This window comes from Micromonospora sp. NPDC050795 (assembly GCF_044456785.1).
Taxonomy (GTDB): domain Bacteria; phylum Actinomycetota; class Actinomycetes; order Mycobacteriales; family Micromonosporaceae; genus Micromonospora.
Genome location: NZ_JBITGE010000039.1, coordinates 1 through 20,790, shown reverse-complemented (window position 1 = coordinate 20,790; position 20,790 = coordinate 1). Strand labels below are relative to the sequence as shown.

Annotated in this window: 15 protein-coding genes; 9 read left to right on the top strand and 6 right to left on the bottom strand. The window is 69.3% G+C overall.

What is annotated here, in order from left to right; translation table 11 throughout:
* Nucleotides 1-20 precede the first annotated feature (20 nt).
* The 3 genes from ACIBEF_RS27360 to ACIBEF_RS27350 form a co-directional block, all read right to left on the bottom strand.
* Nucleotides 21-1,172 (bottom strand): cellulose binding domain-containing protein, encoded by a 1,152-nt coding sequence (locus tag ACIBEF_RS27360; RefSeq protein WP_396796042.1) that lies wholly within the window; start codon nt 1,170-1,172, stop codon nt 21-23.
* A 277-nt stretch (nt 1,173-1,449) separates the two neighbouring features.
* Complete coding sequence (locus ACIBEF_RS27355) at nt 1,450-2,448, bottom strand: acetylxylan esterase (protein WP_396796040.1); 999 nt, start codon at nt 2,446-2,448, stop codon at nt 1,450-1,452.
* A gap of 21 nt (nt 2,449-2,469) precedes the next feature.
* Complete coding sequence (locus ACIBEF_RS27350; RefSeq protein ID WP_396796039.1) at nt 2,470-3,507, bottom strand: LacI family DNA-binding transcriptional regulator; 1,038 nt, start codon at nt 3,505-3,507, stop codon at nt 2,470-2,472.
* Nucleotides 3,508-3,826: 319 nt separating this feature from the next.
* Here ACIBEF_RS27350 and ACIBEF_RS27345 point away from each other — a divergent pair, with 319 nt between their 5' ends.
* From ACIBEF_RS27345 to ACIBEF_RS27305, 9 genes are all read left to right on the top strand, one after another.
* A complete protein-coding gene (locus ACIBEF_RS27345; protein ID WP_396796037.1) occupies nt 3,827-6,190 on the top strand; it encodes a glycoside hydrolase family 3 N-terminal domain-containing protein in 2,364 nt (787 codons plus the stop codon).
* Nucleotides 6,191-6,200: 10 nt separating this feature from the next.
* Entirely contained in the window at nt 6,201-7,190 is a 990-nt protein-coding gene (locus tag ACIBEF_RS27340; protein ID WP_396796036.1) for an ABC transporter permease, read from the top strand.
* On the top strand, nt 7,187-8,095 hold the full coding sequence (locus ACIBEF_RS27335) for a carbohydrate ABC transporter permease (protein WP_396796034.1): 909 nt from the start codon (nt 7,187-7,189) through the stop codon (nt 8,093-8,095). Before ACIBEF_RS27340 ends, ACIBEF_RS27335 begins: the two co-directional genes overlap by 4 nt.
* Before the next feature lie 53 nt (nt 8,096-8,148).
* Nucleotides 8,149-9,786, top strand: a complete 1,638-nt coding sequence (locus tag ACIBEF_RS27330; RefSeq protein WP_396796033.1) for an extracellular solute-binding protein — start codon at nt 8,149-8,151, stop codon at nt 9,784-9,786.
* A gap of 89 nt (nt 9,787-9,875) precedes the next feature.
* Nucleotides 9,876-10,565, top strand: a complete 690-nt coding sequence (locus tag ACIBEF_RS27325; protein ID WP_396796032.1) for a DUF624 domain-containing protein — start codon at nt 9,876-9,878, stop codon at nt 10,563-10,565.
* Nucleotides 10,562-12,595 (top strand): beta-galactosidase, encoded by a 2,034-nt coding sequence (locus ACIBEF_RS27320; protein ID WP_396796031.1) that lies wholly within the window; start codon nt 10,562-10,564, stop codon nt 12,593-12,595. Before ACIBEF_RS27325 ends, ACIBEF_RS27320 begins: the two co-directional genes overlap by 4 nt.
* Nucleotides 12,592-14,730, top strand: a complete 2,139-nt coding sequence (locus ACIBEF_RS27315) for an alpha-glucuronidase (protein WP_396796030.1) — start codon at nt 12,592-12,594, stop codon at nt 14,728-14,730. The genes ACIBEF_RS27320 and ACIBEF_RS27315 overlap by 4 nt, the downstream gene beginning before the upstream one ends.
* 310 nt (nt 14,731-15,040) lie before the next feature.
* Nucleotides 15,041-16,366 (top strand): PHB depolymerase family esterase, encoded by a 1,326-nt coding sequence (locus tag ACIBEF_RS27310; RefSeq protein ID WP_396796028.1) that lies wholly within the window; start codon nt 15,041-15,043, stop codon nt 16,364-16,366.
* 40 nt (nt 16,367-16,406) lie between these two features.
* Entirely contained in the window at nt 16,407-17,777 is a 1,371-nt protein-coding gene (locus ACIBEF_RS27305; RefSeq protein WP_396796026.1) for an endo-1,4-beta-xylanase, read from the top strand.
* A 128-nt stretch (nt 17,778-17,905) separates the two neighbouring features.
* Here ACIBEF_RS27305 and sthA read toward each other — a convergent pair whose 3' ends face one another.
* Genes sthA through ACIBEF_RS27290 form a run of 3 tightly spaced genes read right to left on the bottom strand, consistent with a single transcriptional unit; the run spans nt 17,906 to nt 20,384 of the window.
* A complete protein-coding gene (gene sthA, locus ACIBEF_RS27300; RefSeq protein ID WP_396796025.1) occupies nt 17,906-19,309 on the bottom strand; it encodes a Si-specific NAD(P)(+) transhydrogenase in 1,404 nt (467 codons plus the stop codon).
* 53 nt (nt 19,310-19,362) lie between these two features.
* A complete protein-coding gene (locus tag ACIBEF_RS27295) occupies nt 19,363-19,578 on the bottom strand; it encodes a cellulose binding domain-containing protein (RefSeq protein ID WP_396796024.1) in 216 nt (71 codons plus the stop codon).
* A complete protein-coding gene (locus ACIBEF_RS27290; protein ID WP_396796023.1) occupies nt 19,575-20,384 on the bottom strand; it encodes a fibronectin type III domain-containing protein in 810 nt (269 codons plus the stop codon). Before ACIBEF_RS27290 ends, ACIBEF_RS27295 begins: the two co-directional genes overlap by 4 nt.
* Between the last annotated feature and the right edge of the window lie 406 nt (nt 20,385-20,790).

Below are 20,790 nucleotides of genomic sequence, written 5' to 3'. Positions count from 1 at the left end.
CGGCACCGCGACGGTCGGTGTCAGACAAGCGTGCAGGTGGTGCCGTTGAGGGTGAACGTGGCCGGCCGACCGGTGCCACCCGTGTGGGTGGCCTGGAAGCCGATGTCGACCGAGGCGTTCGGCGCGATCGTCGCGTTGTAGGAGACGTTTCGGGCGGTCACCGCTCCGCTGGACGGGGAGTAGGTGGCGTTCCACCCGCTGGTGATGCTCTGCCCACTGGGCAGCGTGAACGCCAGGCTCCAACCGTTCACCGGCGTGCTGCTGGTGTTGGTCACCGAGACCGACGCGGTGAGACCGCTGTTCCAGGCGTTGATCGTGTACGAGACGCGGCAGTCACCGGACGGCGGCGTGGTCGGCGGGGGAGTGGTCGGCGGAGGCGTGGTCGGAGGGGGAGTGGTCGGAGGCGTGTCGCCCCCGATGCTGCCGGGCACCGTACGGAGAGCGTCGTACCAGGCGGCGGCCATCTTGCGGTAGCCGGTGGCGTTCGGGTGCACACCGTCGGCCAGGTCGCTGAGCGTCAGTGCGCGGTACATGTCGACCAGGTGGACGCGTTTGCCGGCGGCGGCCCGGCTCTGCACGATCCCGGGGATCGCGGCGTTGTAGCCCCGGACCTGGTTGTCCGCACCGGACTTCGGGATGATCGTCGCGACGAACACGTCCGCGTTCGGGGAGGTGTTGGTGATCCGGTCGACGAGAGTGGCCAGCCGGGACGGGGCCCCGGACGTGTCGCCGTACATGTCGTTGGTGCCGATGTGCAGCAGCACGGTCCGCGGATTCGTGGCCCGCAACCAGTTCACCACGTTGGCGTCGATCTGGGCGATCGTCCAGCCGGAGTGGCCCTGGTGGTCGTGGTCGCCGAGGCTGGCTGGCCCGTTGAACTGGGAGCCGACGAAGTCGATCCGGTAACCACCGGACGTGAACCGCTGCCACAACTCGATCCGGTAACCGCCGGGGACGTTGAATCCGTCGGTGATCGAGTCGCCGAGCGGCATCACGCGGACGCCGCCGTTGGACTCCGCGCTGGCGGGAGTGCTCGCGATCGGCACGGCGGCGACCATGGCGGCGACGGCGGCCAGGGCCGTCCACCATCGACGAGCTCGTCCGGGCCTCGACGTCGGTGCGTTGCCGGTCGGTGCGAGAGGGACGGGTTGCACGAGCGTTGGACTGCGCATGGGACTTCCTCTGGTGGGGGTGCGCGACATCAGCGGCCACCGGGGAGACGGCTGCGTCATGACGCGGTACGCGGAGGTGGGGTGCGCGGCACGACCAACAACCCGGACGTCTGCACTGGTGGTCGTGGCGGTGTACGGCGGGCACCGGCCGTCGAGCATCTGGCGGGACGGGCCGGGAAGCCGTGGCGGGAGGTGTGCCCTGCACCTCGCCTGACGCACCATAGCGTGTTATCGCTAACACCGGCAACGCATCAGCACCCGACGATGTATCAGTCGCTCAGGTCCGCGCTGGATGGAGGACCGAGCCCAGCCAGCGCAGCTGACGCCGCACGTGCACGGCCTCGCCGCCCTCATGGCCGTTGAACGGGTAGACGTGCATCTCCCGCTCGGGCGGAACCGGCCTCCCGTTCGCGGCGCCGTAGTGGTTGTACGCGGCGAAGGCGGTTCGCGGTGGGCAGACGGTGTCGCGTCCGCCGACGCCGAAGTGCGCCGGCGCGGTCGCCCGCCGCGCGAAGGTCACCCCGTCGACATAGGACAGCGTGTGCCACACCGCCTCCTGGGCCTCCCGGTGCACCGCCAGGTACCGGGCGATCTCGCCGTACGGCGCGAGGTCGGTGAGCGCGACGGCCCGGCGCATGTCGCACAGGAACGGGGCGGTGGTCAGCACCGCGCTGAGATCCTCGACGAGACCCGCCACCGCCAGGGCGATGCCGCCACCCTGGCTGTTGCCGACCACGGTGACCCGGTCACCCTCGACCCCCGGCAGCGCGCGGACCGCCTCGACCGCCCGCACCGCGTCGGTTATCAGGCGGCGGTAGTGGTAGGTGCGCGGATCGAGGATCCCCCAGGTGGCCGGCCAGGGCCCGCCGGGCGCGCCGTGCGGGTCGGGGGTGTCCCCGGCGCCGTGCTGCCCCGCCTGTCCCCGGTTGTCCATCAGCAGGTGCGCGTACCCGGCCACCGCCCAGGTCGGGCGTTCGTGGGGCAGACCGCGCCCGCGCCCGTAGCCGGCGTACTCGACCACGGCAGGCAGCGGTTCGCTGACCCCGGCCGGACGGGTGTACCAGGCGCGGACCGGGTCACCACCGAAGCCGGCGAACGTGACGTCCCAGGAGTCGAGCAGCCGCAGGTCGGTGGGTTCGGGACGGACGTCGACGAGCACCGGTACGGCTGCCGCCCCGGTGAGCGTGTCCCGCCAGAACTCGTCGAAGTCGTCGGGTTCGGCGACCTGGGGTGCGTACCGCTGGAGGTCGTCGAAGGTGGAGGCGGTGTGGGGCACGGGTCCTCGCAGGGGCCGGGGTCAGTGCGGATGGGCGGGAGGCGCGGTGCTCTCCCGGACGACCAACTCGGTCACCAGGTCGATCCGGCTGGTCGCCGGCTCGTTCCCCCTGGTCAGGTCGAGCAACATCTGGGTGGCGATGCCGGCCATGTCGCGCAACGGCTGGTTGATCGTGGTGAGCGCCGGATCGGTCCAGGCGGAGACCGGCAGGTTGTCGTACCCGATCACCGAGAGGTCCTCGGGCACTCGCAGGCCGCACTGACGGGCGGCCCGGAGCACCCCCATGGCCTGGATGTCCGATCCGGCGAAGATCGCCGTGGGTCGGTCCGGCCGCTGGAGCAGTTGCAGCCCGTGGGCGTGCCCCGCTCCGGCGGAGAAACTGCCGTAGCGGATCAGCTCGCGGTCGACCACGATCCCGGCTTCGTCGTGGGCCGACTGGAAGCCGGCCGCGCGGGCTCGACTGCACAGCACGTCGGGTGGTCCGGAGATGATGGCGAGCCGTCGGTGCCCCAGTTCCAGCAGGTGCCGGGCGGCGAGCAGGCCGCCGTTCCAGTTGTTCGACCCGACGGTCGGCACCGAGGCCGAGGTGGCGCTGTCGGTGTCGACGACGACGAACGGAATGCCCTGCCGGCGTAGGTGCTGCTGTTGAGCCTCGGCCAGGTGGGAGAGGACGAACACCACGCCCAGGGGGCGGTCGGCGAGTAACGCCTCCAGCCATCGTGCCGGCGGGCGGTGCGCGCCGTCGAGCTGGGCGATCGACAGCCCGATGCCGGCCGCGGAGGTCACCGCCTCGACGCCCCGCAGGATCTCCATCGCCCAACCCGTGTCGAACTCGTGGAACACGAGGTCCACCCGGCCGCCGCTGGTCGCGTGTCGCCGGGCGCGGCGCTGGTACTGGTGGCGGTCGAGGCTCGCCTCCACCCGGGCTCTGGTGCCGGGGGCGACATCGCCGCGTCCGTTGAGGACCTTGGACACGGTCGCGACCGAGACGCCGACATCGTTGGCGATGGTCGCGATGGTGGTGGAGGCGGGTGGGTCGAGCGGGCGGTGCTCTGTCATCGCGGCCTCATACAACATCCGAAAGTTTCGGGCGACCTTAACATGATGGGACATTCACGCCAGTAGTTGCCGCACTCAGACTGCGCATTCGCTGGGCATTGCGCGGCTCTTCGGCAACGGAACGCCGATCGTGGGCTCACCGTGTGCAGGAAACATCCCCTGGTAGTCCGATTGGGACACTTGACAGTCATCGATGGGGCACTTAGGTTGCCGAAAAGGTTACGCAGGTTTCCGGAAAGTTTCGGATCGTGAGAAACGTCCGCCACGGAACTGGTTCCACCAGGGCACGGGGATGTGGCCGGAGCTAAGGGGTCAGGGCATGACAAGTCAGTCGCTCTCCGACGGCGGCGCCGCGCCGTGGCGTGATCAGCGGCTGTCGCCGACCGAGCGGGCCGACGCGCTCCTGCCGAAGATGTCCCTCGAAGAGAAGATCGCCCAGCTCGTCGGGGTCTGGGTCGGCGCCGACGCCAGCGGCGAGGGCGTCGCACCGCACCAGTCGGACATGATCAGCGAGTTGCCGCCGTGGAGCACCGTCATCCAGTACGGGTTGGGCCAGCTGACCCGTCCGTTCGGCACCGCCCCGGTCGACCCGGTGTTCGGCGCCCGGTCACTGGCGGCCTCGCAGGCGCAGATCGTGGCCGCCAGTCGGTTCGGCATTCCGGCGCAGGTGCACGAGGAGTGCCTCACCGGGTTCGCGGCGTGGCGGGCCACCGTCTACCCGACTCCGCTGAGCTGGGGCGCCTCCTTCGATCCCGAACTGGTCGAGGCGATGGCCGACCGGATCGGGCGGTCGATGCGCGCCGCTGGTGTGCACCAGGGCCTCGCCCCGGTGCTGGACGTCACCCGGGACTACCGCTGGGGTCGTACCGAGGAGACGATCGGCGAGGACCCCTACCTGGTCGGGACGACAGGTGCCGCCTACGTGCGGGGCCTGGAGCGGGCCGGTGTGGTGGCCACGCTGAAACACTTCGCCGGCTACTCCGCCTCCCGAGGCGGACGCAACCTCGCGCCGGTGCCGATGGGCCGTCGCGAGCTGGCCGACGTCATCCTGCCGCCGTTCGAGATGGCGCTGCGTCTCGGCGGCGCCCGCTCGGTGATGAACTCCTACGCCGAGATCGACGGCCTGCCCGTCGCGGCCGACCGTGGGCTGCTGACCGGGTTGTTGCGGGACGAGTGGGGCTTCACCGGCACCGTGGTGGCCGACTACTTCGCCGTACGGTTCCTGCAGACCCTGCACGGAGTCGCCGAGGATGCCGCCGACGCGGCCCGGCTCGCCCTGCGGGCCGGGATCGACGTCGAGCTGCCCACGGTGGACGCCTTCGGCGAACCGTTGGTCGAGGCGGCTCGCCGGGGCGAGGTCGACGAGGCGCTCATCGACTGCGCGCTGCGTCGGGTGCTGATCCAGAAGATCGAGCTCGGTCTGCTCGACGAGGGCTGGCAGGAGCTTCCCGACGACGTGGCGTCCCTGCGCTTCGACGACGAGGCCAGCCAGGACATCGCGCTTCGCCTGGCCCGGGAGTCAGTCGTCCTGGTGCGCAACACCGGCGTCCTCCCGCTGGCCGTGGCGAGCCGGGTCGCCCTGATCGGCCCGGTCGCCGACGACCCGATGGGCATGCTCGGCTGCTATTCGTTCCCCAACCACGTGGGCGTCAACCACAGCGAGTTCGGGCTCGGCCTGGCCATCCCCACACTGCGCGACGAGTTGGCCCGACGCGTTCCGATGCTCACCCACGAGCCGGGGTGCACCGTCACCGGTGACGACACCTCGGGCATCCCTGCCGCGGTCGCCGCTGCCGCCGCCGCCGACGTGTGCGTGCTGGCCGTCGGCGACCGCGCGGGAATGTTCGGCCGAGGCACCTCCGGTGAGGGCTGCGACGCCGTCGACCTGCGGCTACCCGGCGTGCAGGCCGACCTCGTCCGCGCCGTTCTCGCCACCGGCACCCCGGTCGTCCTGGTCCTGATGACCGGCCGCCCGTACGCGCTCGGCCCGGAGCTCGACGACGCGGCGGCCGTGGTGCAGGCGTTCTTCCTCGGCCAGCTCGGTGGGCAGGCACTCGCCGAGGTTCTCACCGGCGCGGTCAACCCCTCCGGACGGTTGCCGGTCAGCGTGCCCCGCGACGCCGGCGGGCTGCCGAGCACCTACCTCGCGCCACCGCTCGGCCGGCGCAACAAGGTGTCCTCGATCGACCCGACCCCGGCGTACCCGTTCGGCCACGGGCTGAGCTACACCACCTTCGAGTGGTCCGACGCCACAGTGGTCGAACCACGTGAAGATCCGACTGTCTGGCCGGTCGACGGCGAGGTACGGGTGCGGATCACCGTCGCCAACACCGGTGAGCGGGCCGGCGCCGAGGTCGTGCAGCTCTACCTGCACGACCCGGTCGCGCAGACCACCCGTCCGGTGGTCCGGCTGATCGGTTACACCCGGCTGCCGCTGGCGCCCGGCGAGGTGGCGCACGTGACGTTCGGCGTACCTGCCGACACGGCGTCGTTCACCGGGCTGACCGGCAGACGGATCGTCGAGCCCGGCGACGTCGAGCTGCGGTTCGGCCGATCCAGCGGCGAGGTGGCGGCGGCCCTGCCGCTGCGACTGGTCGGCACCGAACGCCAGGTCGGATTCGAGCGGGAACTGCTCACCTCGGTGCGGGTGGAGCCCCTCGTGGCCGTTGCACAGTCGGCATAGGAGGCCACGGATGACATCCACCCTGCGGCCACCGCCGCCGGCGCCGCCGAGCCCTCCGCAGCGGGCGCAGAGCCCTGCCCCGCGCTCGCCACGACGCCGTCGCAGTTGGCGGCAGGCACTGCGCCGGGACTGGCAGCTCTACTCCCTCGCCATTCTGCCGCTGCTGTTCTTCCTGGTGTTCCGGTATCTGCCGATGATCGGCAACATCATCGCGTTCCGTCGGTTCAAGCCGGGCGGCAGCATCTTCGGTGAGTACTGGGTCGGGCTGCGCTACTTCCGGATGTTCCTCACCGACCCGACCTTCTGGGAGGTGTTCACCAACACCCTCGTGCTCGGGACGTTGACCCTGCTGTTCTGTTTCCCGCTGCCGATCGTGTTGGCGCTGCTGCTCAACGAGGTCCGGGCCCGCCGCTTCAAGCGGTTCGTCCAGTCCGTGTCGTACCTGCCGCACTTCCTGTCGATCGTGATCGTGGCGGCGATGGTCATGCAGTTGACCTCGATCGAGGGCACCGCCAACCAGATCGTCAACCTGTTCGGTGGCGACCCGGTGGCGTTCCTGCAGAGACCGGAGTGGTTCCGCACCATCTACGTCTCGTCCGAGGTCTGGCAGACCGTCGGGTGGGGCACGATCCTCTACCTCGCGGCCCTCACCACCATCGACGAGGACCTGTACGAAGCCGCCCGGATCGACGGCGCCGGCCGGCTGCGACAGACCTGGCACGTCACGATGCCCGGCATCCGTCCGACGATGGTGACCCTGCTGATCCTCAACATCGGCAGCTTCCTGGCGGTGGGGTTCGAGAAGATCCTGCTGCTCTACAACCCGTTGACGTACCCGACCGCCGACGTGATCTCCACCTACCTGTTCCGGATGGGCTTCCAGTCGAGCAACTTCAGCTACGCGGCTGCCATCGGCCTCTTCGAGGCGGTGATCGGGCTGATCCTCGTCCTGTCGGCGAACGTCATCTCCCGTCGCACTGTGGGGACGAGCCTGTGGTGACCCTCCGTACGAAGATCGACGGCCCGAAGACACGCGGACCGGTGGACAGCCGCGGTTACCGGATCTTCCGGGTGGTCAACACCGTGGTTCTGCTGGGCGTCGTGGTCGTGACGTTGTACCCGTTCCTCAACATCGTGGCCCGCTCGCTCAGCGAAGAGGCGTACATCATCGCCGGCAAGGTGACCTTCTTCCCGCGCGGGTTCGACCTGACCGCGTACAAGCTGCTGACGTCGGACGCGATGTTCTGGACGAACTACCGCAACACAGTGGTCTACACGGTGGTCGCCACGCTCATCTCGATAGTGCTGACCACGTGTTACGCGTACGTCCTGTCGAAGCCGCAGCTCAAGGGTCGCCCGTTTCTCATCGGTGTCGCGCTGTTCACCATGTTCTTCTCGGGTGGCCTGATTCCCAACTACGTGCTGGTCACCAGCCTGGGCATGAAGAACACCATCTGGGCCGTGGTGATCCCCAACGCCATCAGCGTGTTCAACCTGCTGGTCATGAAGGCGTTCTTCGAGAGTCTGCCGAGCGAGTTGGAGGAGGCTGCGGCCGTCGACGGGCTGAACACCTACGGCATCCTGCTGCGGATCGTGCTGCCGCTGTCGAAGGCGATCATCGCGACGATGCTGCTCTTCTACGCGGTGTCCTTCTGGAACTCGTGGTTCACCGCGTTCCTCTACATCGACCGGCAGGATCTGCTGCCGGTCACCGTGTACCTCCGCAACCTCATCGCGGGCGCCACGAGCGCCGAGTCCTCCGCCGCCGACGCCGACAAGGTCCAGGCCGCGGCCACCCTCCAGGCCGTGACGATCGTGCTCACCACCCTGCCGATCCTGGCGATCTACCCCTTCGTCCAGCGGTACTTCGTCCGCGGCGTGATGCTCGGCGCGGTCAAGGGATGACGTCGGCGCCGCACCGCTTCCCCACCGAAACCCCACCACCGAAAGGACGAGCCATGCTCCACAAGACGGGGCGCCGCCTGGCCTTGGCCACCGCGGGTCTGCTTGCGCTCTCCCTTGCCACAGCCTGTTCCGAGGACCCCGCAGAGTCGACCGACCTCTCCGAGAACCGGGCCGGCGCGATGGCCAACTACGGCATCGGTGACCAGTTCAAGGCCACCGAGGCGCTCTCGTTCTCCACCCTCTACAACAACCACACGTTCTACCCGCTCAAGGAAGACTGGCTGTTCTGGTCGGAGCTCACCAAGCGGACCAACGTCAAGATCGAACCGGTGGCCGTGCCGCTGAGCGACTACGAGCAGAAGCGCAGCCTGCTGATCGGCGCCGGCGACGCCCCGCTGATCATTCCGAAGACGTACCACCCGCAGGAGAACGCCTTCGTGTCCTCCGGGGCGATCCTTCCGGTGAGCGACTACCTGGACCTGATGCCCAACCTCAAGGACAAGATCGCCAAGTGGAACCTCCAGCCGGAGATCGACAACCTGCGGCAGTCCGACGGTAAGTTCTACCTGCTCCCCGGCCTTCACGAGAAGCCCACGCAGGACTACACGGTGCTGGTGCGCACCGACATCATGCAGGAGCTCAACCTGGCGGTCCCGAAGACCTGGGACGAGCTGTACACGGTGCTCAAGGCGATGAAGGCCAAGTACCCGAACGTCTACCCGTACTCCGACCTCTTCAGCAAGCCCAACCCGACCGGCGCGCTGCTGAACATCCTCGGCTCCGCCCACGGCACCCAGGCGGGCTGGGACTACCAGCACGCGACCTGGGACCCGGCGGCGAAGAAGTTCAGCTACACCGGCGCGTCCGAGCAGTACAAGCAGATGGTCACCTACCTGCACAAGCTCGTCGCCGAGGGCCTGCTCGACCCGGAGAGCTTCACCCAGACCGACGACCAGGCCCGCCAGAAGCTCGCCAATGGCAAGTCGTTCGTGGTCACCGGCAACGCGCAGACCCTGGTCAACAACCACCGCCCCGACCTGGCCAAGACCCTGCCGAACGCCAAGATGGCCAAGATTCCGCTGCCGATCGGCCCGGCTGGCGAGATCAACCCGTTCCCCCGGTTGGAGAACGGCATCATGATCTCCACGAAGGCTCGGGAGAGCAAGAACTTCGTGGCCATGATGCAGTTCATCGACTGGTTGTGGTATTCGGACGCAGGCCTGGAGTTCGCCCGCTGGGGCGTCGAGGGCACGACCTTCACCAAGGACGCGTCCGGCAAGCGCACACTCAACCCCGGGGTCGACTTCCTCGGGCTCAACCCGAAGGCGCCCAAGCACCTGCAGAAGGACTTCGGCTTCCACAACGGCGTCTTCGCCTACGGCGGCACTCCCGACCTGGTTCGCGGGTTCTTCTCGCCGGAGGAACTGGAGTTCCAGAAGGTGATGGACGCCCGCAAGCCGAGGGTGGTGCCCCCGCCGGCCCCGTTGAGCGACGAGGAGCGCGAGCAGGTGTCGCTCTGGGAGACGCCGCTGAAGGACTTCGTCACCCAGAACACGCTGAAGTTCGCCCTCGGTCAGCGGCCGCTCAGCGAGTGGGACGCGTACGTGGCCGAGCTGAAGGCCAAGAACTCCGACCAGTACATCGACCTGGTCAACAAGGCGTACGAGCGGTTCCAGAAGAACAACGGCTGATCGGCGGGAGTCCGGCCGGGTCGCCCCTGGCGCGACCCGACCGGACCCCGGCGATCACGGATCAGCTGAGTCGACCGGAGGGAGCGAGCGTGAGTGGCGCGACTCAGACCCGGCGACAGTTCGGCGACGGGCCACTGTCGCGGATCACCTCGCGCGTCTACATCCTGCTCGTGGTCGAGCTGCTCCTGCTGCTCACCACGGTGCCCGCCCTGCTTCCGCTGCTGGTGCTGGGTCGCGATCCGAGCAACCTGCCGCTGGCCGCGCTCCTGCTGGTACCGGTCGGCCCGGCGATCTCCGCCGCCCTCTACGTCCTGCGCCACCAGCGAACCGACCTGACCGACCTGCGCCCGGCGACCCTGTTCTGGCGCGGCTACCGGGCCAACGTGCTCGGCGTGCTGCGCGTCTGGGTGCCGACGCTGCTGTGGCTGACCGTGCTCGCCGTTAACCTCGCCTACCGCGACGCGGTCGGTCTGTCGAGCTGGTGGGCGGTGCCGCTGGTGCTGATCGGAGTGGGCGTGACGCTCTGCGCGGCCAACGCTCTGGTGATCACTTCGCTGTTCGACTTCCGCGCCCGCGACGTGCTCCGGCTGGCCGTGCACTTCCTCGTGCGTACCCCGGGTGTTCCCGTCGGCAACGCCCTGCTGCTGGCCGCAGCGGCCGGAATCACCGCGGCCTTCTCCGAAGCGGTGCTGATGCTGCTGGCGTCGATCGCGGTGCTGGCGTACCTGCGCGTCGGCGACCCGATGATCCACCTGATCCGGAAGGAGTTCACCAGATGAGCCTGCCCCTGAGCGCCAAGGTGCCTTTCGGGGGCGACTACAACCCGGAACAGTGGCCCGAGGACGTGTGGAAGCAGGACTACCGCCTGTTCGACACGGCACGGATCGACCTGGTCACCCTCGGGGTGTTCGACTGGGCGCTCACCCAGCCCGCCGAGGGCACCTACGACTTCGCGCTGCTGGACAGGATCGTCGAGCGGGCCAGTGCCGAGGGACGCGGGATCTGCCTGGCCACCGGCACCGGAGCCCATCCGCCGTGGTTGGCGAAGGCGTACCCCGAGGTGACCCGGACCGACTTCGAGGGCCGCAAGCACCGCTTCGGCCAGCGACACAACTCCTGCCCCAGCTCGCCGATCTTCCGCCGGCTCTCGACGGAGCTGGCCCGGCGGGTCGCCCGTCGCTACGCCGACACCCCGGCGGTGCTCGCCTGGCACGTCGGCAACGAGTACGGCGGCGCCTGCTACTGCGCCCTGTGCGCGGCCGGTTTCCGGAACTGGCTGCGCCACCGCTACGGCACCCTCGACGAGCTGAACGAGGCCTGGTACACCACCTTCTGGTCGCACACCTTCACCGACTGGGACGAGATCGAGCCGCCGTCGGCGCTGACCGAGCACTGGCGCGGCCCGGACCACACCGCGTTCCCGGGCATCACACTGGACTACCTGCGGTTCACCTCCGATGCGATGCTGACGAACTTCCGCGACGAGAAGGCGGCCATCCGGGAGTCCAGCCCGGCACTGCCGGTGACCACGAACTTCATGGGCATGTACCGCCCGATCGACTACCACCGCTGGGCACCTCATCTGGACTTCGTCTCCTGGGACAACTACCCGCCCGACGACGCGTCGGCGGCCCGGATGGCGCTGACCCACGACCTGATGCGCGGGCTCAAGGACGGCCAGCCGTTCTGGCTGATGGAACAGACCCCGAGCTTCACCGCGTGCCGCGACGTCAACCCGTTGAAGCGCCCTGGTCTGATGCGGCTGTGGAGCTGGCAGGCCGTGGCGCACGGCGCCGACGCGGTCCTCTTCTTCCAGCTGCGTGCCTCCCGTGGGGCCAGCGAGAAGTACCACGGTGCCGTCATCGGCCACGCCGGTCGCTCGGACACCCGGGTGTTCCGGGAGGTCGCCGAACTGGGCGCCGAACTGGAACGGCTCGGCCCGGCGTCACTGGGCGCGCGGACCCCGGCCCGGGTGGCTCTGCTGTTCGACTGGGACAGCTGGTGGGCGTTGGAGATCTCCGACGGCCCGTCTCGGCTGGTCCGCTACCAGCAGGTCGTGCTCGCGTACCACCGGGCCCTCTGGGACGCCGGTGTCGACCTGGACGTCGTCGCGGTGACCGCCGACCTGTCCGGCTACGACGTGGTCGTGGCCCCGGCCCTGCACCTGCTCAAGGGTGACCTGCCGCAGCGGCTGGAGGCGGTGGCGACGCGCGGTGGGTCGGTGCTGACCACCTACCTGTCGGGCCGGGTGGACGAGAACGACCAGGCGTTCCTGATGGACGTGCCGGGCCCGCTCGGTCAGCTCATGGGCGTCCGGGTCGACGAGTGGGACGCCCGCGGCCCGGAGGTGGTCAACACGGTCCGCCTCGGCGACGGCGCGGATCAGGTCGACGTCGACGCGAGCCTGCTGTTCGAGCTGGTGATTCCGCAGGGCGCGCAGGTCGTCGGCACCTACCAGGCCGACTTCTACGCGGGCACCCCCGCGGTGACCCGTAACTCCTTCGGCGCCGGCGACGGGTGGTACGTGGCCGCCGGGCTGGACCAGTCCGGGGTGTCCTGGGTGGTTCGGCAGGTGCTCGCCCGGCACGACCTGCTCGGGCCCTACCCGGACGTGCCGGACCTGGAATCCTCCGTGCGGGTCGCGGCGGACGGGTCGCGGCTGCTGTTTCTGCTGAACCACCGCGCCGAGCCGGTCGAGGTGACCGCCCGGACCGGCGGCGTCGACCTGCTCACCGGCGACCGTACGGCGGCTGGCGGCGTCCTGCGGCTGCCGGCGTACGGGGTTGTCGTGCTGGAGGAGGACCGGTGAACGCCGAAGAGTCGGTGGAGTTGGAGCAGCTGATGTTCGTCGAGGAGCCGATGGACGGTGACGAACCGCGCGTCCACCCGGCCTGGCTGCCGCCGGAGGCGTTCCGGTCGCTCGGCGCGCGTCGTATCCTCCTGCACGGCGAGGGGCTGCTCGTCGACACCGTCCTCAACGAGGTCTCGCGCGCCTGCGCCCGTTACGGCGGACGGGTGTGGCACTCCCCGTCCTGGGACGTCGACGTCGACCTGGTGCTCGCCCTGCGCGACGCCGCCGAGCTGCCCAACCCGGCGGTGGAGGCGGCCCGCGCCGCCGGAGAGGCGGCGCTGGTCGAGCTGGGCGACGGCGGAACGCTCGGCGACGAGGGTTTCGTGTTGGCGCGCGCCGGCGACGTGACAGCGGTGCTGGCCGACGCGCCCGCCGGCCTGCTGTACGGGCTCTTCCACGTGGTCCGGCTCTGCGCGGCGGCCTTCGACCCGGCCCGACCCCCGGAGTGGCACCGGCCGGCGCTGCGCCGTCGGATGGTGAACCACTGGGACAACGTGGCGGTGCACCCGGTGATGGGCCAGGTCGAACGGGGGTACGCGGGCGGCTCGATCTTCTGGCAGGACGGCCGTCCGCGCGGCGACCTGGCCCGGGTGCGGGAGTACGGGCGGCTGCTGGCCTCCTGTGGGATCAACGCGATATCGGTGAACAACGTCAATGTGGCCCGTACCGAGGCGCTGCTGCTCACCGAACGGCTCGGGGACGTGGCCGAGATCGCGGACGCGCTGCGCCCGTACGGCATCCGGGTGCACCTGTCGGTCAGCTTCGCCGCACCGGTGCTCCTCGGTGGCCTGCCGACCGCCGACCCCCTGGACGAGAACGTACGCGTCTGGTGGGCCGGCACCACCAGACGGGTGTACGACCGGATCCCGGACTTCGGCGGCTACCTGGTGAAGGCCGACTCGGAGGGGCAACCCGGCCCGTTCGCGTACGGCCGTGACCACGCCGACGGGGCGAACCTGCTGGCCGAGGCCCTCGCCCCGCACGGGGGAGTGGTGCACTGGCGGGCGTTCGTCTACAACCACCACCAGGACTGGCGGGACCGGTCCACCGACCGGGCCCGGGCCGCGTACGACCACTTCGCCCCGCTCGACGGGCGGTTCCGTACCAACGTGGTCGTCCAGGTGAAGTTCGGCCCGGTGGACTTCCAGCCGCGCGAACCGGTCTCACCGGTGTTCGCCGCGATGCCGGCGACCCGGCTGGCGGTGGAGTTGCAGGTCACCCAGGAGTACACGGGCCAACAGCGGCACGTCTGCCACCTCGGCCCGTGGTGGAGTGAGGTGCTCGGCTTCGCTCCCTGGGGGCCGGACGGGCGGACGATCGCCGACGTGGTCACGGGGGAGTCGGCGGCGGGCGGCGGGATGGTCGCCGTCGCCAACGTCGGCGACGACGTCTTCTGGACCGGGCATCCGTTGGCGCAGGCCAACCTGTACGCGTTTGGCCGGCTGGCCTGGGACCCCCGGCGGGACCCGACGGCGATTCTCGACGAGTGGATCACGTTGACCTTTCCGCCGTCGGCGACGGCCGACGCGGAGCTGGTGCGGCGGGTCCTGCACGAGATCATGGACGACTCGTGGCGTACGTACGAGCGCTACACCGCCCCGCTGGGTGTCGGTTTCATGGTCAACCCCGGCGACCACTACGGTCCCGGCGTCGACGGGTACGAGTACACCCGGTGGGGCACGTACCACTTCGCCGACCGCGACGGCGTCGGCGTGGACCGCAGCCGAGCGTCGGGCACCGGCTTCGCCGGCCAGTACCCGCCGTACTGGGCGCAGGTGTACGAGTCACCCGAGACCTGCCCCGACGAGCTGCTGCTCTTCTTCCACCACGTGCCGTACGGGCACGTGCTGCACAGCGGCTCGACGGTCATCCAGCACATCTACGACACCCACTTCGCCGGGGTCGAGGAGGCGACGGCGATGCGACGCAGGTGGCAGACGTTGACCGGGATGATCGACCCGAGCGTGTACGAGCGGGTCGCCGAACGCCTCGACGAGCAGGTGCGCTGCGCCACCGAGTGGCGCGACCAGATCAACACGTACTTCTACCGCAAGTCCGGGATGCCGGACGAGCGAGGGCGCGACATCTACTGAGCGGCGGTGCGGGCGGCCGGTCATCCGGTCGGGCCGTCGTCGTGCCGTATGCCCGGCGGCGGCCTGGCAGGTTCCGAAAACGTGCCGATAATTCATCGCCATCCGTCGGCGCTGAAGACGCCCGTCGATCCCCATTGCCGTGCAGGTAACCGCCAGAACCGTTGCGGCGAAAGGTTTCCGGAAGTCTTGACAATCGAGTGTCCTCGATCGAAGCTGACATGGTCACGCGAGCCGCGGTCAAGGTCGGGCGAAGGGCAGTCCTCGACTTAAGTCCCCTTCCACGCGCCTTTTTCCGCAAAGGATCGCGACGATGACACTGAAGACGAGAATGCTTGGCGTCGTCATGGCGGCCGTGACACTGGCCGCCGCCGCGTTGACGTTCGCCGCTCCCGCGTCGGCGGCGACGCTCACGCAGGTGACCAACTTCGGCACCAACCCCACCAACCTGCAGATGCACCTGTACGTCCCGGACCGGGTGGCGACCCGACCGGCGATCCTCCTGGCCATGCACTACTGCACCGGGACGGGCCCCGCGTTCCACTCGGGCACCCAGTACGCCTCCCTCGCGGACCGGTACGGGTTCATCGTGATCTACCCGTCGGCAACCCGCAGCAGCAAGTGCTGGGACGTCTACTCACCGCAGGCGTTGCGCCGTGGCGGCGGCAGCGACCCGGTCGGCCTCATGTCGATGGTGGACTACGTGCGGCAGCGCTACTCCGCCGACCCCGCGCGGATCTTCGCCACCGGCACCTCGTCCGGCGCGATGATGACCAACGTCATGCTGGGCGTCTACCCGGACGTGTTCGCGGCGGGCGCCTCGTTCGCCGGGGTGCCGTTCGCCTGCTTCGCCACCGGCGGCACCTCGGAGTGGAACAGCCAGTGCGCCAACGGGCAACTCATCCGGACCGCGCAGCAGTGGGGTGACCTGGTCCGGGAGGCGTACCCCGGCTACACCGGCCAGCGACCCCGGATGCAGATCTGGCACGGCACCAACGACGAGACGCTGCGCTATCCGAACTTCGGCGAGCAGGTCAAGCAGTGGACCAACGTGCACGGGCTGAGCCAGACCCCGACGTACACCGACGCCCCGCAGTCCGGTCACACTCGCACCCGCTACGGCAGCAGCGGCCCGATGGCGCCGGTCGAGGCGATCAGCATGCAGGGCGTCACGCACAATCTGCCGGTCGACGCCGCGCAGGTGATCCGCTTCTTCGGGCTGGACGGCACCGCGCCGCCGACGACTCCGCCCCCGACGACTCCGCCCCCGACCACTCCGCCGCCGACGACTCCGCCCCCGACCACCCCGCCGCCGACCGAGGGCGCCTGCCGGGTCGGCTACACGGTCAACGCCTGGAACAGCGGCTTCACCGCGAGCGTGACCATCACCAACACCGGTGCCACCGCCGTGAACGGCTGGGCGCTGACCTTCACGCTGCCCAGCGGGCAGCGCATCACCAGCGGCTGGAACGCCCAGTACGCCCCGGTGAGCGGCGCGGTGACCGCCCGCAACGTCTCCTACAACAACACCATCGCCCCGAACGCGTCGGTCGAGATCGGCTTCCAGGCCACGCACGAGGGCGGCACCGGCAAGCCCACCTCGTTCGCGCTCAACGGTGCCGCCTGTTCGGTGTCCTGATTTCCCCTTCCCACCCCACCACCTCAAGAGGAGCCACACGATGAGAAGTCCGAGATGGAAGGCGGCTTCCAGAGCCGCAGTCGCGCTGGCCGGCGCGGGTGCCCTCGCCGCCGGCATGGCGCTGTTCGCGACGGCACCCGCCTCCGCCGGGACGACGCTCGGCGCGTCCGCCGCCGAGAAGGGTCGCTACTTCGGTACGGCAGTCGCCGCGAGCAGGTTGTCCGACAGCGCGTACACCACGATTTTGAATCGTGAGTTCAACTCGGTGACGCCTGAGAACGAGATGAAGATCGACGCGACGGAGCCGCAGCAGGGTCGGTTCAGTTACGGGGCGGCGGAGCAGATCGTCAACCACGCGCGTAGCCGTGGGATGAGCGTGCGGGGTCACACGCTGGCGTGGCATTCGCAGCAGCCTGGCTGGATGCAGAGCATGAGTGGTACTGCGTTGCGGTCGGCGATGCTCAACCATGTGACGCAGGTGGCCACGCATTTCCGGGGTCAGGTCGTGGCGTGGGACGTAGTGAACGAGGCGTTCGCCGACGGCAGTTCCGGAGGCCGTCGCGACTCCAACCTCCAGCGCACCGGCAACGACTGGATCGAGGCGGCGTTCCGGGCGGCGCGTGCCGCGGACCCGGGCGCGAAGCTCTGCTACAACGACTACAACACCGACAACTGGACGCACGCCAAGACCCAGGGCGTCTACAACATGGTGCGCGACTTCAAGGCCCGTGGCGTGCCGATCGACTGCGTCGGGTTCCAGTCGCACTTCAACAACGACTCACCGTACGTGAGCAACTACCGCACCACCCTGTCGAGCTTCGCGGCGCTCGGTGTGGACGTGCAGATCACCGAGCTGGACATCCAGGGCGCTTCGGCGAACACGTACCGCAGCGTCGTCGAGGACTGCCTGGCCGTTGCCCGCTGCAACGGCATCACGGTGTGGGGCATCCGCGACAGTGACTCGTGGCGGTCTTCGCAGACCCCGCTGCTGTTCAACAGCAACGGCTCGAAGAAGCCCGCGTACGACGCTGTTCTCGCCGCGCTGAACAACGGCACCACGCCCACGGACCCGCCGACCGACCCGCCCACCGACCCGCCCACCACGCCGCCGCCGGGCACGGGTGGCTGCACCGCCACGGTGTCGGTGAACCAGTGGAACGGCGGCTTCGTGGCGAACGTACGGGTGACCGCGGGCTCGTCGGCGCTCAACGGGTGGACGGTGTCGATCGGACTGCCGTCCGGTGCCACAGTCACCAACGCCTGGAGCGCCAACCGCAGTGGTAACACCGGCACGACGAACTGGACCAACGTCGCCTACAACGGTCAGGTCGGCGCCGGGCAGTCCACCGAGTTCGGGTTCCAGGCCAACGGCACCGCCGGCAGCCTGAGCCCGACCTGCTCCGCAGGCTGACGCACTCACCGGCCGGTGCGGGGGCAGGGCCCCGCACCGGCCCCACCCTCTCCTGCCCTCGGTGATCAAGAGGTTTCCGTCAGGACACGCCAGACCGGATGACGGAAACCTCTTGATCAACCAGCAGGCTAGCCGTCGATGCGGGTGATGTTGCGGATCTTGTTGGACGCGTCCAGGGCGGCGACCTTGTACGCCTCGGCCAGCGTCGGGTAGTTGAACACCGCGTCGACGAGATAGTTGATCGTGCCCCCGCAGCCCATCACCGCCTGACCGATGTGGACTATCTCGGTGGCGGCGGTGCCGAACACGTGCACCCCGAGCAGTCGACCGTCGTCGGGGGAGACGAGCAGCTTCAGCATGCCGTACGAGTCGCCCACGATCTGACCCCGCGCCAACTCGCGGTACCGGGCGATGCCCACCTCGAACGGTGTCGAGCTCTCGGTGAGCTGTGCCTCGGTCTGCCCGACGAAGCTGATCTCCGGAATCGTGTAGATGCCGATCGGTTGCAGGCCGTGCATCTCCCGGATCGGCTCGCCGCAGGCGTGCTGCGCGGCCAACCGACCCTGCTCCATCGAGGTGGACGCGAGCGCGGGAAAACCGATGACGTCGCCGACGGCGTAGATGTTCTCCACTGCGGTGCGGTAGTTGGCGTCGACGGTGATCCGGCCGCGTCGGTCCGCCTCCAACCCGGCCGCCTCCAGCGCCAGGTCGTCGGTCTGGCCCTGCCGGCCGGCCGAGTACATCACCGTGTCGGCGACGATCTTCTTGCCACTCTTGAGGATGCACAGCGCCGCCGTCTGGTGCTTCTCCACGGCGGCGACCTCCTCGCCGAAGCGGAACGCCACGGACAGGTCGCGCAGGTGGTACTTGAGCGACTCGACGATCTCGTCGTCGCAGAAATCCAGCATCCGGTCGCGGCGTTCCACCACCGTCACCTTGGTGCCGAGCGCGGCGAACATCGAGGCGTACTCCATGCCGATCACGCCGGCGCCGACCACGACCATGCTGCGGGGTACGGCCTGGAGGTTGATGACGCCGTCGGAGTCCACGATCGTCCGGTCGTCGAAGTCGACGCTGTCCGGGCGGGCCGGGCGGGTGCCCGCGGCGATGACGCTCTTGTCGAAGGTCACCTTGGACTCACGGCCGGAGCCGTCGTCGACCCAGATCGCGTGCGCGTCGGCGAAACGCCCGGTGCCGGTGATCATCGCGACCCGGTTGCGGGACAGTTGGTTGCGGATGACGTCGGTCTGCCGGGTGATGACGTGCTGGGTCCGGGCCGCCAGGTCGCTGACGGTGATGTCCTCCTTGACCCGGTAGCTGCTGCCGTACAGGTCGCGCTGACTCAGGCCGGTCAGGTAGAGCACGGCCTCGCGCAGGGTCTTGGAGGGCACGGTGCCGGTGTTGATGCACACCCCACCGATCATGTCGCGGCGGTCCACGATGGCGACCCGCCTGCCGAGTTTGGCGGCGGCGATCGCGGCCTTCTGACCGCTGGGCCCGGAGCCCAGCACCAACAGGTCGTAGTCATACACAGGCGTTAGCGTCGCAAGATGTCGCGGCGCACGCCAGACCCCGGAGTCGAGCGTTATTCGTCTGCCACCGTGCAGAGGCCGCCGTTCAGGGTGATGTCCTCCGGCAGTTGCGTGCCGGTGGCGACCAGCCCCAGCGACACGGTGCCGCCGGGCGGGATCAGCTTGTCGTGGCGCCCGTTGCGCACCCGCAGGTAGCTGCTGTCGCGGTCGACCACCTCCGCGCCCCACAGGCTGCGCAGCTGCTGGCCGGCGTAGAACCGCCACCTCATCGTCCACCCGTCGATCGCCGTCGGGCCGGTGTTGTGACCGCCAGACGCGCCACGAAGCCGTCGGGCCACTGCCCCACGGTCGACCGGACCGCGCAGCTCGGCGGCGGCGGCAGGGTGGTGACGGTGACTGGTGCGGACAGCACGGACAGCAGTCCGACCTCGTCGCGGGCCCGCACCACGAAGGTGTACGTGGTGTTCGGCGCCAACCCGTTGATCGTGGCACTATTTAACGGCGGGTACTGGGAAACGTCGCGGACCAGAGTGAGAGCGCCGCCAGCGTCCACCCGGAACACCTCGTACCGTTCGAGCGCGGCGTTCTCCACCGAGTGCGCCCAGCGCAGCCGGACCGCCGTGGCGGTGACGTCGGACGCCACCGGTTGACCCGGCGCGCCCGGCGGTTGGTCGTCCCCCGGTGGCATGGTCAGCCGCAGGCTCGGGTTCGACGGTGAGCCGTTGCCGGCCGCGTCCAGCGCCGACACGAAGAAGGTGTACGTGCGCGACGGGCGCAGGCCGGTGATCCGAATGCTGTTGGTGTCGGTCGACCAGGTCAGACCGTTGTCCTCGAACCGCGCGGAGACCGGGTAACGGACCACCCCCACGTTGTCGGTCGAGGCAGCCCAGGTCAGCTCGACCCAGGTGGTGTCGATGGCGGCGACAGTGATCGGGCCGGGGGCGGTGGGCCGTTCGGTGTCGTCGGCGGCGGCGTGCGCCGGGGTCGCGCCCGCCGCGACCAGGGTCACCGCCAGCGCGCACGCGGCCAGCGCGGCGGCCTTCGACCGGTTTGCTCGACTTCGACGATCAGGCACGATGATCCCCCGACTCCGGTCGCTCACCTCGTATTTAATTCATCCCCGTCAATGCTAGGTCACCGTGGTTCGGCAGGATGCCCCGCCGGAATCCGACGTCGACTCGGCGCGAGGAGCCGCCCCAGGGCTGGTGGATGGTGTGCCGGTCGTTGCCTTTGGAGCTGAATCGTCTACGACATCGGTGGCCGCCGGTGCCGCTGATTCGTTGACGACATCAGCTCCAAAGGCAACGAACAAGACACCCACGCTGCCCGCGGAGCCGCCGCCCGCGGAGCCGCCGCCCGCCGAGCCGCCGCTCACCAGCGCCGGTCCTAAGGCGTGTTTCATAAGTCGTGGTGGCCGGTGAAGGTCCCGGCGTGGCGGTGATCGACAACTGAAGAGGTCTCCGGTAGTTGGTTCTGCGACC

Excerpts from the sequence above, each read along its gene's own strand:
- ACIBEF_RS27305 (WP_396796026.1), top strand. The coding sequence starts at position 16,407 with ATGAGAAGTCCGAGATGGAAGGCGGCTTCCAGAGCCGCAGTCGCGCTG.
- ACIBEF_RS27360 (WP_396796042.1), bottom strand. The coding sequence starts at position 1,172 with ATGCGCAGTCCAACGCTCGTGCAACCCGTCCCTCTCGCACCGACCGGC.
- ACIBEF_RS27295 (WP_396796024.1), bottom strand. The coding sequence starts at position 19,578 with ATGAGGTGGCGGTTCTACGCCGGCCAGCAGCTGCGCAGCCTGTGGGGC.
- ACIBEF_RS27345 (WP_396796037.1), top strand. The coding sequence starts at position 3,827 with ATGACAAGTCAGTCGCTCTCCGACGGCGGCGCCGCGCCGTGGCGTGAT.
- ACIBEF_RS27320 (WP_396796031.1), top strand. The coding sequence starts at position 10,562 with ATGAGCCTGCCCCTGAGCGCCAAGGTGCCTTTCGGGGGCGACTACAAC.
- ACIBEF_RS27350 (WP_396796039.1), bottom strand. The coding sequence starts at position 3,507 with ATGACAGAGCACCGCCCGCTCGACCCACCCGCCTCCACCACCATCGCG.
- ACIBEF_RS27330 (WP_396796033.1), top strand. The coding sequence starts at position 8,149 with ATGCTCCACAAGACGGGGCGCCGCCTGGCCTTGGCCACCGCGGGTCTG.
- ACIBEF_RS27310 (WP_396796028.1), top strand. The coding sequence starts at position 15,041 with ATGACACTGAAGACGAGAATGCTTGGCGTCGTCATGGCGGCCGTGACA.
- ACIBEF_RS27340 (WP_396796036.1), top strand. The coding sequence starts at position 6,201 with ATGACATCCACCCTGCGGCCACCGCCGCCGGCGCCGCCGAGCCCTCCG.